Source organism: Cupriavidus sp. FW305-F7 (genome assembly GCF_058782875.1).
In genome coordinates this window covers 77,590-90,031 of sequence record NZ_JBYSYC010000020.1, presented here as the reverse complement: position 1 = coordinate 90,031, position 12,442 = coordinate 77,590, and the positions used below count along the sequence as shown (strand labels likewise).

Annotated in this window: 16 protein-coding genes; 6 read left to right on the top strand and 10 right to left on the bottom strand. The window is 68.3% G+C overall.

The genetic code is table 11. The annotated features are described in order from the left end of the window. Position 1: 1 nt before the first annotated feature. A complete protein-coding gene (locus AC3WL8_RS19680; protein WP_492378667.1) occupies positions 2-1,315 on the bottom strand; it encodes a DUF1254 domain-containing protein in 1,314 nt (437 codons plus the stop codon). Positions 1,316-1,456: 141 nt separating this feature from the next. Here AC3WL8_RS19680 and AC3WL8_RS19675 point away from each other — a divergent pair, with 141 nt between their 5' ends. Next, positions 1,457-2,194 carry a GntR family transcriptional regulator gene (locus AC3WL8_RS19675; protein WP_041228832.1) on the top strand — a complete coding sequence of 246 codons (738 nt, stop codon included), beginning with the start codon at positions 1,457-1,459 and terminating at the stop codon, positions 2,192-2,194. Positions 2,195-2,307: 113 nt separating this feature from the next. Next, the gene (locus AC3WL8_RS19670) at positions 2,308-2,667 is read left to right on the top strand and encodes a DUF2880 domain-containing protein (protein ID WP_013952576.1); all 360 of its coding nucleotides are present in this window, start codon (positions 2,308-2,310) and stop codon (positions 2,665-2,667) included. Positions 2,668-2,672: 5 nt separating this feature from the next. Here AC3WL8_RS19670 and AC3WL8_RS19665 read toward each other — a convergent pair whose 3' ends face one another. From AC3WL8_RS19665 to AC3WL8_RS19655, 3 genes are read right to left on the bottom strand one after another with little or no spacing between them, the layout of a single operon-like run. Beyond that, entirely contained in the window at positions 2,673-3,089 is a 417-nt protein-coding gene (locus AC3WL8_RS19665) for a GFA family protein (protein WP_211981094.1), read from the bottom strand. 14 nt (positions 3,090-3,103) lie between these two features. Next, entirely contained in the window at positions 3,104-3,568 is a 465-nt protein-coding gene (locus AC3WL8_RS19660) for an SRPBCC family protein (RefSeq protein WP_211981096.1), read from the bottom strand. After that, the gene (locus AC3WL8_RS19655; protein ID WP_013952579.1) at positions 3,565-3,885 is read right to left on the bottom strand and encodes an ArsR/SmtB family transcription factor; all 321 of its coding nucleotides are present in this window, start codon (positions 3,883-3,885) and stop codon (positions 3,565-3,567) included. Before AC3WL8_RS19655 ends, AC3WL8_RS19660 begins: the two co-directional genes overlap by 4 nt. 182 nt (positions 3,886-4,067) lie before the next feature. Between AC3WL8_RS19655 and AC3WL8_RS19650 the strand changes: the two genes are divergently transcribed. Beyond that, positions 4,068-4,550, top strand: coding sequence for a DUF1579 domain-containing protein (locus tag AC3WL8_RS19650; protein WP_492378666.1), 483 nt, complete (start codon positions 4,068-4,070; stop codon positions 4,548-4,550). Here the strand turns inward: AC3WL8_RS19650 and AC3WL8_RS19645 are convergent. The 4 genes from AC3WL8_RS19645 to AC3WL8_RS19630 form a co-directional block, all read right to left on the bottom strand. Then, positions 4,547-6,808, bottom strand: coding sequence for a VTT domain-containing protein (locus AC3WL8_RS19645; protein WP_492378665.1), 2,262 nt, complete (start codon positions 6,806-6,808; stop codon positions 4,547-4,549). The two genes, AC3WL8_RS19650 and AC3WL8_RS19645, sit on opposite strands and share 4 nt — an antisense overlap. Before the next feature lie 206 nt (positions 6,809-7,014). Further along, positions 7,015-7,353: a hypothetical protein gene (locus AC3WL8_RS19640; protein WP_492378664.1), complete on the bottom strand. Its 339-nt coding sequence runs from the start codon at positions 7,351-7,353 to the stop codon at positions 7,015-7,017. 149 nt (positions 7,354-7,502) lie between these two features. Further along, the gene (locus tag AC3WL8_RS19635) at positions 7,503-7,700 is read right to left on the bottom strand and encodes a hypothetical protein (RefSeq protein ID WP_041228586.1); all 198 of its coding nucleotides are present in this window, start codon (positions 7,698-7,700) and stop codon (positions 7,503-7,505) included. A 194-nt stretch (positions 7,701-7,894) separates the two neighbouring features. Then, a complete protein-coding gene (locus tag AC3WL8_RS19630) occupies positions 7,895-8,167 on the bottom strand; it encodes a DUF2188 domain-containing protein (RefSeq protein ID WP_013952584.1) in 273 nt (90 codons plus the stop codon). Between the two features lie 298 nt (positions 8,168-8,465). On the opposite strand from AC3WL8_RS19630, the gene AC3WL8_RS19625 reads away from it, so the two are divergent. Further along, the gene (locus AC3WL8_RS19625; protein ID WP_013952585.1) at positions 8,466-8,609 is read left to right on the top strand and encodes an entericidin A/B family lipoprotein; all 144 of its coding nucleotides are present in this window, start codon (positions 8,466-8,468) and stop codon (positions 8,607-8,609) included. Positions 8,610-8,685: 76 nt separating this feature from the next. Here the strand turns inward: AC3WL8_RS19625 and AC3WL8_RS19620 are convergent, their stop codons facing one another. Further along, on the bottom strand, positions 8,686-9,690 hold the full coding sequence (locus tag AC3WL8_RS19620) for an AraC family transcriptional regulator (RefSeq protein ID WP_013952586.1): 1,005 nt from the start codon (positions 9,688-9,690) through the stop codon (positions 8,686-8,688). A gap of 146 nt (positions 9,691-9,836) precedes the next feature. Here AC3WL8_RS19620 and AC3WL8_RS19615 point away from each other — a divergent pair, with 146 nt between their 5' ends. Further along, on the top strand, positions 9,837-11,015 hold the full coding sequence (locus tag AC3WL8_RS19615; protein WP_211981100.1) for an acyl-CoA dehydrogenase family protein: 1,179 nt from the start codon (positions 9,837-9,839) through the stop codon (positions 11,013-11,015). After that, the gene (locus AC3WL8_RS19610; RefSeq protein WP_013952588.1) at positions 11,012-11,569 is read left to right on the top strand and encodes a flavin reductase family protein; all 558 of its coding nucleotides are present in this window, start codon (positions 11,012-11,014) and stop codon (positions 11,567-11,569) included. The genes AC3WL8_RS19615 and AC3WL8_RS19610 overlap by 4 nt, the downstream gene beginning before the upstream one ends. Here AC3WL8_RS19610 and AC3WL8_RS19605 read toward each other — a convergent pair. Further along, positions 11,566-12,432 carry a DMT family transporter gene (locus tag AC3WL8_RS19605; RefSeq protein ID WP_013952589.1) on the bottom strand — a complete coding sequence of 289 codons (867 nt, stop codon included), beginning with the start codon at positions 12,430-12,432 and terminating at the stop codon, positions 11,566-11,568. The genes AC3WL8_RS19610 and AC3WL8_RS19605 overlap by 4 nt on opposite strands. Positions 12,433-12,442 lie beyond the last annotated feature (10 nt).

Here is a 12,442-nt window from a genome sequence, read left to right as displayed (position 1 = left end):
ATCAGGCAACGCGCCGCAAGGGCGGGATCACGTAGTCGCCGGCCATGAAGCCATCGGTCGGTTGGTAGAGCCGCAGGATCAGGTAGAACGGGCCGTCCGGTGCCGGCAGCCAGTTGTCCTGCGCCTGCGTGGGGCGCTGGTGCGAGATGGTCAGGGTGAGGCCACCGTCGGCATCGTATTGCAGCCCGGGGCTGCGGTCGCCCAGTGCGTAGCGCCCGATGGCGTTGTCGGTGAAGAAGCGGTCGGCGCCGTAGAGCGAGACCGACCAGAACGCCTGCGCCGGCGGCAGGTGTCCCGCGGGGAAGTGCAGGGCGTAGGCGTGGCGGCCGTGCAGCAGTTCGCTGTCGGCGTCGTAGTCGGCAGCGGCATAGACGGCCTCGTCGGCGCGCAGTGCGCCCAGGCCCTTCATCGCGGTAACCGCGCGCTGCATCCAGTCGTCGCCATAGCGGCCCAGCAGCAGGCTGTAGGTCCAGCTCTTGCGCGCATGGCTGCGGGTGTTGGCCTCGATCAGGGCCATGCCTTCGTGCCAGGCGCGGACCAGGCCCTGTTGCACCGCAGGCCGCAGCGCGCCCACATCGACGGCGTCGCCGGCGCGGATGCCGCATTTGCGCAGCAACGACAGCAGGCCCGCGGCAGAAGGCTCGGCAGGATACTCGCGCAGGGCGTTGAAGATGTTGGCGAAGAAGTCCAGCGCAGGCTCGCCGCCATCCTGCCAGTCGCGCACGCAGGCGGGCTGCATCCTGGTGCCGCCGGACAGGCGGAAGCCGTTCTGGAAGGCGCTCGCCGCCGGCAGGTCGTCGGCACCGGTCACCAGCACGCGGCCCAGCAGCCAGACCAGTGAGGTGGGGCAGCGCACCACGTGGTCGCCTTCGGCGTGCTGCCCGGGGCCGGCCAGAACGATGTCGGCGCCGGCCGCGGGCACATTGCGCGGGCCCAGGTTCTCGAAGTTGTTGGTCCAGGCGTCCAGCAGCTCCACCACGTAATAGCGGCTGGCGTCCGCCAGTGCGGGCACGTGCAGCGTGACCGGGCCGTCGGCCAGGTTGACCCAGGCGCAGAAGTAGAGCAGGTCGTTGGCCGGGGTGACGATGTCGCGGTCCTTGTGCGTCCACTGGTGCGTGCTGGCCGACAGCACGTTGACGGGGGCACGGCCGTAGCCCGTGGCCTGGGCTACGTAGGTCTGCAGCCGGCAGGTGCGCAGGCTTTCAAACAGCGGATAGGTGGCAAGCACCAGCGGCAGCGCCGCCGCGGCGGTGAGGGCTTCCTGGGGCGTGTCGATGGGTGCGCCGGCAAGGAAGGGCGCAGCGGGTTGGTTCATGGCGTTGTCTCCGTATGCGTGCGCCATGACTTTTTGGGCGGCGCCGCGAATCTTGTCATTGACGTGTCGGAGCATGTTGTCATGACATGTTATGATGAGTCAATGTTGTTATGATAAGTGGATGCCCGCATCGGACATGACGTGAACACCACCAATCTCGTGACAACAAGCTCCCTGCCTCGCTTCAAGCAGATCGAAGGCGCGCTGCGCCAGCGCATCGTCAACAATGAATGGACTCCGGGCATCAAGCTGCCGTCCGAGGCTGAGCTGATGGCTGAATTCGGCGTCAGCCGCATCACCGTGCGCCAGTCGCTGGCATCGCTGCTTGCCGAAGGGCTGATCGAGACGGTGCACGGCAAGGGCAGCTTTGTCAGCCGTCCGGCGGGGCAGGCGGACCTGGGGCCGTTGACTGGCTTTTTCGATTACATGCGTGCGCGCGGGCACGAAGCGCACGGCAAGCTGCTGTCGACGCGGCTGATTGCGGCGCCGGCCATCGCCACCGATGCGCTGCGCCTGCCACCGGGAACAAAGCTGCTGTGCGTGACCATGCTCAAGTCAGTGGCAGGCACCCCGGTGGCGGTGGGCATGACGATGGCGCCCGAACCCCTGATGCGCGCGATCCTGGAGCACGACCTTGAACGTCACGATGCACTGATGATCGTGGAAGCCCGCCTGGGTTATCGCCTCAAGTACCTGCACACGGAGAGCGCGGCAATCCCTGCCAATGCCGAAACCGCGCGCCGCCTCAAGGTGGCGCCCGGCGAGCCGCTGCTGCGCATCCGGTTCACGCCGCACGACATCGACGACAAGCCGCTGGCTTTCTCCGAGTTCATGTTTCGTGGCGACAAGTTCACCTACAAGGCTTGCGTGCGGCGCTAGCGCTGCCTGGCAGTGGCGCCAGGGGAACTTTTGTGCCGATGCCGTGGCCTGAACGGCATCGGCGCCGGCGTTAGAATGTGGCGTCCAGTTCTGCCACAGCCCAGGAGTTCAAGATGCTTTCGCCGCTTTTTCCGCGTTCCCTGTCCACCGCGCTGGTGATGGCGTTGTCGGTCACGTGCGCGTCGGCGGCGCTGGCTGCGGGGCAGGACGGCGCACCAAAGCCGCGCGGCAAGGACGAGGCCCCGGAGGCCCCGGTTGCCTGCATGAAGGCGGTCAAGGCAGCGCTGCCCAATCCCGCCAGCTTCAAGTGGATCGGCGGCAAGACCCGCAAGGTGGCCGAAGACGCCTACAGCGTGGTGGCCGACGTCGAATACCTGGCGCAGGACGGCGCCGTGCGCAAGGCCAAGGTCCAGTGCGACGTGCTGCGCGCCCCGGGCAACCAGTTCGTGGTGCCCAAGGTCAGGCTGCCGTAATAGGGCTAGCCGGCCGGCATCCGCTCGAATGCCTGCAGTGAAGGATCGATGGCGTCCCACGCCGGCGCGCGGGCGCTGTAGGTGAGGACCTGCGGCACGAAGCGGTCCGGGTCGTCCAGGCTGCCCGCGTGGACCGCGATCAGCTCCGGCATCGCGGCAAAGCGCAGGAAGACCGGCGTGCCGCAGACCGGGCAAAAGGCGTGGACCTTCACGTTGCCGCTGTCGCCCGCGACCTCCCAGTGCGTGGCTTCACCAGCGATGGTCATCTCGGCGCGCGCGGGAAAGGTCAGGTAGGAGCCGTGCCCGGTGCCGCTGCGCCGCTGGCAGTCGCGGCACTGGCAGTGGTTCTGGAAGACGGGCGCGTGCCTGGTTGCGTAGCGGATCGCGCCGCACGCGCATCCGCCGGTGTAGGGCTGGGTCATGAGCAACTCCCGGTTCAGGCTGCCTTCGGCTTGGCGAAGACGTCGATGGCCTGCCCTGTTTCCAGCAGGGACTTCAGGCTGGAAAGAACGATCGGCCAGCCCTGCCTGATGGCCTTGTCCATCCCGCTGTCGGCCTCGAGTTCGTCATGGGTGACGGTCAGCCGCACCATCTCCTCGTACGCCTCGATGTCGAAGCTCACGCGGCTGTAGCTGGCCGGATCGGCGGCCTGCGAGGGGCTCGCCCACGTGATGACCAGGCGCGTCGGCGGCGCGGCCTCGACTACCTTGCCGACCACCTGAACCGTGCGCTGCTCGTTGGCGCGCACGTGCTCCCAGGCCGATCCGGGCTTCCAGTCGGAGACGTTCTCGTGGCCCCAGTAGCGTCGCGCGATCTCCGGTTTCGTGATGGCCTCGAACACTTTATCCGGCGTCGAGCGGATGTAGGTCACATAAACGAAGCTGGTCTTCTCCTGGCTCATTGCTGATCTCCTTCGAGTTCGTTCTTCAGGTCGTGCAGCAGGCTGAGCCGCTGACGTTCGAATTTCCGCACCCAGCGCTCGTAGACCTCGTGCAGCGGCACCGGGTTGATGAAATGCAGCTTCTCCCGGCCACGCCGGACCGTGCTCACCAGGTTGGCCGCCTCGAGGATCCCGAGGTGCTGGGTGGCTGATTGCCGCGCCATGTTCAGGTGCTCGCAGAGTTCGCCCAGCGTCTGCCCGTTCCGCTCGTACAGCAGGTCGAGCAGCTTTCTGCGTGTCGGGTCGCCCAGCGCCTTGAAAACCTTGTCAGCGTCCATCCCATCCGTTGTGTTTGTGCATGAGGGGAGTATATGCAGGTAAATGCCTGCATGTCAATCAGCGCGTCAGGCCAACGCAGCACAGCCAATTGCAGGCAAAAGTGGACACTGTCCATTTCATTTGCTAGGCTATGTGTACGGCATCCACAAGCATCTGTGGCTGCAACCCAAGGGGACCGCGAATGAAGACCGAAGCGCAGAAGGAGCACCGCTGGCTGCAACGGCTGGTGGGCAACTGGATCGCCGAAGGCGACGCATCGATGGGACCGGACCAGCCGGTGCAGAAGTGGGAGATCCCCGAGCGCGTGAGCAGCGTCGGCGACGTCTGGGTCCAGTGCGTGACGCAGGGTGACATGCCCGGCTGCGGCCCGTCCACCACGGTCATGACGCTCGGCTACGACCCCGCCCGCAAGCATTTCGTGGGGACCTTCATCGGCTCGATGATGACCCACCTGTGGTTCTATGAAGGCGAGCTCGACGGCGGCGGCCAGCAACTGACGCTGCGTGCCGAGGGGCCGGATTGTTCCGGCAATGGCCGCATCGCCCAGTACCGCGACGTGATCACCTTCACCGACGACGACCACCGCACGCTGACGTCCTACATGCTGGGCGAGAACGGCGAGTGGGCCCAGTTCATGAACGCCAGCTATCGCCGCCAGCGTTAGGCCTGGCGGCGCAGTGCCGCCAGCCGTGCCAGCCGCCCGCGGGGGCCGGGCGGATCGTCTTGCGGGCGCGCGGCGCCGCCCTCGGCACGGCGCCGGCGCCGGCGGCGCAGCACCAGCAGCAGCGACGCCGGCACCAGCAGCACCAGCGCCAGCAAGGCGAAGGTGAACAGGCCCGGATCGCGCGCCGCGGCGGCGACGCGGTTCACCAGGCAGGCAGCCACCACAATGCTGGGCAGCATGCCCAGCGCGGTGCCGAGCAGGCAGTCGCGCAGGCTGATGCGCGATGCACCGATCACCAGGTTGACCAGCGCGAACGGTGCAATCGGCACCAGCCGCAGCACCACCATCGCCACCACCCCGTGCTTGCCCAGCTGGTGGCTGACCCGGTTCAGCCGCCTGCCGCCAAAGCGGCGCACGGCATTGCGCCCCAGCAAGCGGCCGGCCAGGTAGCCCGCGCCGGTGCTCAGAACGGTGCCGCACAGCGCCAGCGCGGCGCCATAGAGCGGGCCGAATATGACCACGGTCACCAGGATCAGCAGCGTCACCGGCAGCATCGTCACCGCGCCGGCCAGGTAGACGCCAATCATCGCCAGCGGTGCCAGCGGCATCTCGTCCAGTTGCTCGACCACACTGAGCAGCGCGCGGAAGTCCGCCCATTCGCGCAGCGGCGTATGGCGCCACGCAAACGCCAGCCCCGCCAGCAGCAGCGCCAGCGCCACCATCATCCCGACGCGCCCGAGCACGCGCGGGCGTGCCTCATGGCTGACGAACTCGGCCAGGACCTGGTCGCTGTCGATCGGCTCGATCGGGTCCAGCAGGCTGGCCGCCGGCGAGGCGGCATCGACATCGTCCGGCAACGGCGGCTCGTAGGCTTCCAGCGAGCGCCCGTCCGCGCGCTGCAGGTTGCGGATGGCCGCAAGCACGCTGCGGGTGGCGGCGACCTCGGCCTGGAAGGCTTCGGGTGCCACATCCAGGTGCTCGCCCAGCAGCCGTGCGCGCATGGCGGCAATGGCCGCCTGCACGCGCGGGTCGCCGCCCGACATCACCACGATATTGCACTCGGTATCCAGCCCCAGCGAGCGGTTGCTGAGGTTGGATGAGCCGATGGTGATGAGGTCGTCGTCGATCACCGTGACCTTGCTATGCACGTTGACGCATTCGGGCATCAGGCCCGGAATCGACGGGCAGTACAGGCAGAAGCGTTCCTGCGTGTCGGCTGCGCGCAGGCGGCGGTACAGGCGCGCGCGCAGCACGCCCATGCTGTGCGCTTCTAGCCAGCCGCTCTCGTTGCGTCTCGACACCAGCACGATATCAGGGCCGTCCTCGTGCCCCAGCCGTGCCTCCAGCGCCTTGGCGATCTCGTGCGAACTGAAGTACTGGTTCTCCATGTAGATGCTGTGCCGGGCGGAGGCGATAGCATCGCGCAGCAGCATGCGGATCTCGCTGACACCGGGCTCGTCCTCGCACATGGGCATGGTGCGGGCGATGGCGACGCGCACGTCGGTCAGCTCCGGCGCCAGGCCTGGCGGCCACGGGTCTGACGAGGTGGCCGCAACCGGGCGCGGCTGGCTGCCGCTGGCGCGCAGCCAGCGCGCCGCGCACAGGGTGCCCAGCGCCGCCGCGGCGGGGCCGTCGAGCGCGCACTGCACGTCATGGAAGGGCGGGTAGGGCTTGCCTTCGGCCACGCGCAGCGGCGCGCCGGGGGCATGGCAGCTGTCGTCCCAGCGGCGTAGCGTCAGGTCCAGCCCGCCGACAAAGGCGAGCTTGTTGTCGATGACGACCACCTTCTGGTGGTGCGAGGCGCCGGGGGGATGGTTGCCGTCAAGCCGGAACGACAGGTGCCGGTGCGCCTGCCAGTGCGCGCTGGCGGACGGCAGCCACTCGCGCTCCATCGCCATCACCATGGCGTAGTCCCAGCTCAGGATGTAGATGCGCAGTTCGGGGCGCTGGTCCGCCAGCGCGCACAGGAAGTCTCGCAGGCCCGCCGGCAGGCCGTCCTGCGCGCCCTGCGGCACCAATTCCATGCGGCTGTCGATATCCCAGCCCAGGATGAAGATGGTGTGCTCGGCTCGCGGCAGCGCTTCGCGCAGCGCGCGGAAGTAGGCGTCGGCGTCGACCAGCATGGCAAAGCGCTGGCAGGACTCGACGCGCCAGCAATTGCGCCCCGGCTCCGGCGTAAAGCCGAGCGGGGCCTGGCAATCATGCGGAGGGCCAGTGGCGGGGGGCGCGGTGGTGCCGGGCGGGTTGTGTTGCCTCATGTCGCACGCTTCGGGGAGGTTTAGCCAGAAGCGTCGCGCAAGTTCCGTACCGGCGCGGCACGTGGGCTGCCCCAGGCGTGCAGGCGGCGCCCCAGGGGGTAAAGGCAAGCCTTGGCCGGTTCAGGCGCGTGTGCGCTTTACCTGCCTTTGTAAGAACGGCATGCCGACGAGGGCGAGTCGGAAGACCCCGCTATGCGGCGAAGACGCTACGACGGATGGCTGCGCCGCAGCGTGGTAGGGCGGGCAATGCCCCAGACATCCAGCAGCGGCTCGAAATGCGGCTTGCTTTCGCGCGGTGCCGGCGCCACGCGCCGCGGCGGCGGCAAGGGCCGGCCGGTCAGCACTAGCGGGGTATCTGCCTCGGCCGCGGATTCAGGCTCTCCGGCGTAGGCGACCACGCCCATCTGGCGGGCGGACTTCAGCGCACGCGTCAGTTCCGCGGCGTTCAGGCGGCTGGCGGCGGCAAGCTGGTGCCGGGGCATGGGCCCCTTGGCACGCAGGCTGGAAATCAACGCCATCACGCATTCCCGGGTGGTTCGATTCATTTCGCTGCGTCAGGAAAAGGGTTGCAGCGGTGGGCTCGCCAATCGAGCCTGCCGCGTACGGTACCCATTCTTTCGCAGGGGTCATATCCTTGCCAACCGGATATGACACTTGTTCACATTTCCGAGCGCAGAGAGGAATCTTCCCTAATCTAATGCCGCGTTTCCGGGTCGCCGGCCGGAAATCTGCGATCCGCGCCGTCGCGCAGGGTCAGCATCGTGCCATGCCGGCGCCACTTGCGCGCGTGCCTGGCATGGATGTCTTCGGCAAGCTCGTGCAGTTCGGCAACCCTGGCGTCGATCGGGTCGGGATAGATGTCCAGCGGGCGGTACCTGAGGAACAGGCGCATGGGGGTCTCGGTTGATTCTGGATAATGGAGTGCCTTGATTCCAGTATCGGTGACGGACCCATAGCTTTCACGAACGGAGGCGTAACACATTGATTTCACTCAATGTGTTTCCTGCAATGGACTGTTGTGCCCGCATTGGCCGCGGGCTCGGGGAGGTAGGGGGTGGGGCCGGCCGCTGGCGGTGGCCGGGGGGCTCAGTAGCCGATGCGGGCGGTGCCGCGTGCGTCCCGGCAATAGATCTTGCGCTCGCGCACCAGGCCGTCGCGGCCGTGGATGCACAACGGCAGGCCATCCTCGCGCGCGCGCATCCAGCCGGCCGCAATCGCGGCTTCCTGGGTCGGGAAATGCAGCGCGGTGTCGTCGCCACCGTTCTCCAGGCCCTCAATGGTGAGAGCCCATGCGCCGTCGCCGGCGTATTCGGTGTTGTCGGTTGCGGCGGGAAGCACGTGGATGCTGCGTGACGTCATGGTGTTCTCCGGAAGGCTTGGACTGGCTGTTGATTTTTAAGCGATGGCGCTGCCGCGGGGTATCCGTCGCTGTCCTACAAGCACAAGCACAAGCACAAGCACAAGCACAAGCGCGTACGCGGTGACGGCCGGTCGCGCCGTCGGCTGACATCCCGGTAGGACGAAAGCCGACTTTGCGCGCTGCGGTGCGTTGCTACGATCCAATTGCCGGTCGGGCAAGCGGCTGCCCGGTCAAGTCATTCCGATCCACTCCATCCTGGCGGCGCATGCCGCATCCACACGAAGCAAGGAGATCGTCATGAGAAAGCTATTCGCATTGTTTGCCCTCGCTGGCGTGCTGCTGGTCACGGGTTGCAACACCATTTCCGGTGCGGGCAAGGACATCGAACGTGGCGGCGAGAAGGTGCAGGGCGCGGCGGAAAATACCAAGCAGAAGATGTAAGTCCCGCTGCCCGCCGCCCGGGCATTGCTACGGCCCGCGCCTGGTGACGCGGGCCGTTGTCTTTGCCACGGCGAATTCAATGTGCGGCCGCCGCCGGAGCCTGCCCCGCGTCGATGTAGTTGCGGCGCCAGCTGGCGGGCGGCAGGCCGAACTCGCGCTTGAACGCGCGGCTGAACGCGGCCTCCGAGTCGTAGCCGACCGCGCCCGCGACCTCGCTGATGGAACGGTTGCCGCTGCGCAGTTCGGCCGCCGCGGAGCGCAGCCGCCAGTGCGCCAGGTACTGCATCGGTGGCTGCCCCAGCAGGTCGGTAAAGCGCTGCGCCAGCGCCGAGCGCGACAGCCCCACGTTGCCAGCCAGTTCATCGACCGTCCACGGATAGGCGGGCCGTGCATGCATGCGCGACAGCGCCCGCCCCACATAGCGGTCGCGCAGCGCGGCGAGCCAGCCGCTTTCATTGTCAGGCAGAGTGTCGATGCAGCGCCGCACTGCCTGCACGAACAGCAGCTCAGACAGCTTGGCCAGCACCGTGGCGGTGCCCGCACGCGGTTCCGCCGCTTCCGAGGTGGCAAAGGCCAGCGCCGATGCCAGCCATGCCGATTCCAGCCCGCTGCCCAGCCCCACCTTGAACAGCCGCGGCAGCGACGTCAGCAAGGGATTGCCCATGGTGTCGTCGAACCCCAGGAAGCCGCACACCATGCGCGTGGTTTCGCCGCCGCCGCCGTAGGACACGCGCATGACCTCGCCCGGGCTGTTGCGCAGCATGTCGTACACCAGCGGAGCGGATGGCAGTGGCTGCAGGCGCAGGTCGCTGCCCAGTACGTGCGGCTCGCCCTGCGGCACCACCAGCAGTTCGCCGGTATCGACGCGCACGCCCGGGCCGGTGCCGTCGACCAGGCGCGCCCAGCAGACGCCTTCGGTAATCAGGTGGTAGGAGACGACGCGGTCGGCGCGGGGCAGGAAGGCGGCGCGCAATTCAGCATCCGCTTCACTGATCAGGCACCACGGCGACTTGAACTCGCCGTTCAGGAACACGGCGCCGCTTAGCTGCACGGCGCGCAAGAGGTCGGACAAGGCATCCATGGTCACATTCCTCCAGATCCGGTGTTTCGCGCAAGAAAGCCGGACGCCCGATCATACGGGCAAGGGGACCGGGCTCCGATACTAGCACCGTGCCTGGCGCCATACAACGCCGCAGCGCACGTATCAGACCAGCCGGAGACAACACCATGGAAACCCTTTCCGCAGCGGATGCCAGCGCAGGCGCACAGGCCGACTGGCTCGGCCTGGCCGCGACCCTAGGCCGCACCTTCGACGCGCGCGCGCCAGAGATCGATGCCAGCGGGCAGTTCGTCAGCGCCAACTACGACGACCTGCGCGCGCACCGCTTCTTTGCTGCGGCCGTGCCGCAGGAACTGGGCGGCGCCGGGCTCTCGCACCAGGAGCTGGGCGCGGTGCTGCGCGAGCTGGGCAAGTCCTGCGGATCGACCGCGCTGGCTTTTGCCATGCACACCCACCCGGTGGCCACGGCCGCATGGCGCTGGCGCAATCAGCAAGCGCCGGTGGAGGGGCTGCTCAAGCGCGTGGCGGGCGAGCAGCTGGTGTTGCTGGGCAGCGGCGGATCGGACTGGCTGCAAGGCAGCGGCAAGGCTACGCGCGTGGATGGCGGCTTTCGCGTGGATGCGCGCAAGATCTTCGCCAGCGGCGCGCCGGCGGCGGACCTGTTCATGACCTGCGCCGTCCATGACGATCCGGAGACCGGGCCCACGGTGCTGCATTTCGCGCTGCCGATGAAGTCGCCGGGCGTACGCGTGCTGTCGAACTGGCACACGCTCGGCATGCGCGGCACCGGCTCGCATGATGTGCTGCTGGAAGGCGTGCTGGTGCCGGATACCGCCATTGCCGCGCGCCGCCCGCAAGGCGTGTGGCATCCGATGATGCATACGGTGGCGATGATCGCGCTGCCGCTGATCTATGCGGTCTACGTCGGCGTGGCCGAGGCCGCGCGCGATATCGCGCTGCAGCTGGCGCGCCAGCGGCGCCTGAGCGCGCATGCAGTGGAAGCCGCCGGGCGCCTGTGCAATGAGGCCGATGCCGCGCAGCTGGCGCTGGATGCGATGTTCGCGGCGGCATCGGGGCAGGCGCCGGGCTTGGTCACCACCAACCGCATCATGTGCGCCCGCACGCTGGCCGCGCGCGCGGTGCTGGCGACGGTCGAGGCGGCGATGGACCTGGCCGGCGGCGCGGGCTTCTATCGCGACGCCGGACTGGAGCGGCGCTTTCGCGATGCGCAGGGCGCGCGCTTCCATCCGCTGCAGGCCGGTGCGCAGCAGGAGTACGCAGGGCGCATGGCACTGGGGCTGGATATCGACGCGCCGCCCGGCGAGGTGCGGCCTGCCGCGCAATGATGCCCGCCCTGGCGCCGCTACCGTATGCCACGCAAGCATGCAACGACAGCGGCCAGGACGACGCGGCCCGCGCCATCAGCCACGATGGCGCGGCGCGGCGAGCCTTGCGCGATGCGCTGGGGCAGTTTGCCACCGGCGTTACCATCGTTACGGCCGCGGACGCCGACGGCCAGCCGGTCGGCGTCACGATCAATGCCTTTACCTCGGTGTCGCTCGCACCGCCGTTGCTGCTGTGGTGCCTGGCGCGCAGTTCCGGCAGCCTGGCGGTGCTGCGCGCGGCGCCGTGCCACGCGATCAATGTGCTGGGCAGTGGCCAGCTGGCCTTGTGCCAGCGCTTTGCCGCGCGCAGTGGTGACCGCTTTGCAGGCGTCGATTGCCGCCCCGGGCCGTGCGGCACGGTGCTGATCGACGGCACGCTGGCGCATTTCATCTGCCGGCACCGCTCGGTGCGCGTGGTCGGCGACCACGTGATCTTTGTCGTGGAGGTGGTGGCCTATGGCTCGACGCCAGGTGCGCCGCTGGTGTTCCATGCGGGCGGGTTTGCCGGCAGCTAGGCGCGCTTGCCTGCAATCACCAGCGCAATGCCGCCCAGCACCGCGGCCGCGCTCAATGCCAGCCGCAGGCTCAAGGCTTCACCGAGCAGCGCGATGCCGCCCGCCGCCGTAATGACCGGCACGCTCAGTTGCACGGTGGCGGCGGTGGCGGCCTTCAGCCGCGGCACCACGGCATACCAGATGACATAGCCCAGCCCGGATGTGATGGCACCGGACAACAGCGCATAGCCCAGTCCCGCGCTGTCCAGTGAACGCTGCGCCTGCATCACCGCACCCAGCGCCAGCGCCATCGGCACCGCGCGCAGGAAATTGCCCGCGGTGGTAGAGGCCGGATCCGCGGCGCGCCTGCCGCGCAGCGAATAAACGCCCCACGCGATGCCGGCCGCGATCATCAGCAGCGAGGACAGCAGCGGCGGCGCGGCCAGCCCTGGCAGCAACAGCCACACCAGCCCGGCCAGCGCCAGTGCCAGGCCGAACCATTGCTGCGCGCGCATGGGCTCGCCGGCATAGAGGCCATAGCCGGTCATGGTGGCCTGCACCGCCCCGAACAGCAGCAGTGCGCCGGTCCCCGCGGTGAGACGCACATAGGCGAAGGAAAAGGCCGCGGCATAGCAGAACAGCGCAAGCGCGGAGATCCAGTTGCCTTCCACCGGCGGCAGCCGCTGCGCCACGACCGTGCGCACCAACTGGTGCCGCGCCGCGACGATGACCCACAGCACCAGCGCCGCCGCGGCGACGCGGGCCAGCGTAAAGCTGGCCGCGTCGATGGTGGTGCCTTTCAGCGCGAGCCGGCACAGCAGTGAATTGCCGGCAAAGGCGAGCATCGCCAGTGCGGTCAGCACCACGGTGTTCGCGCGCGACATGCGGCGGGGC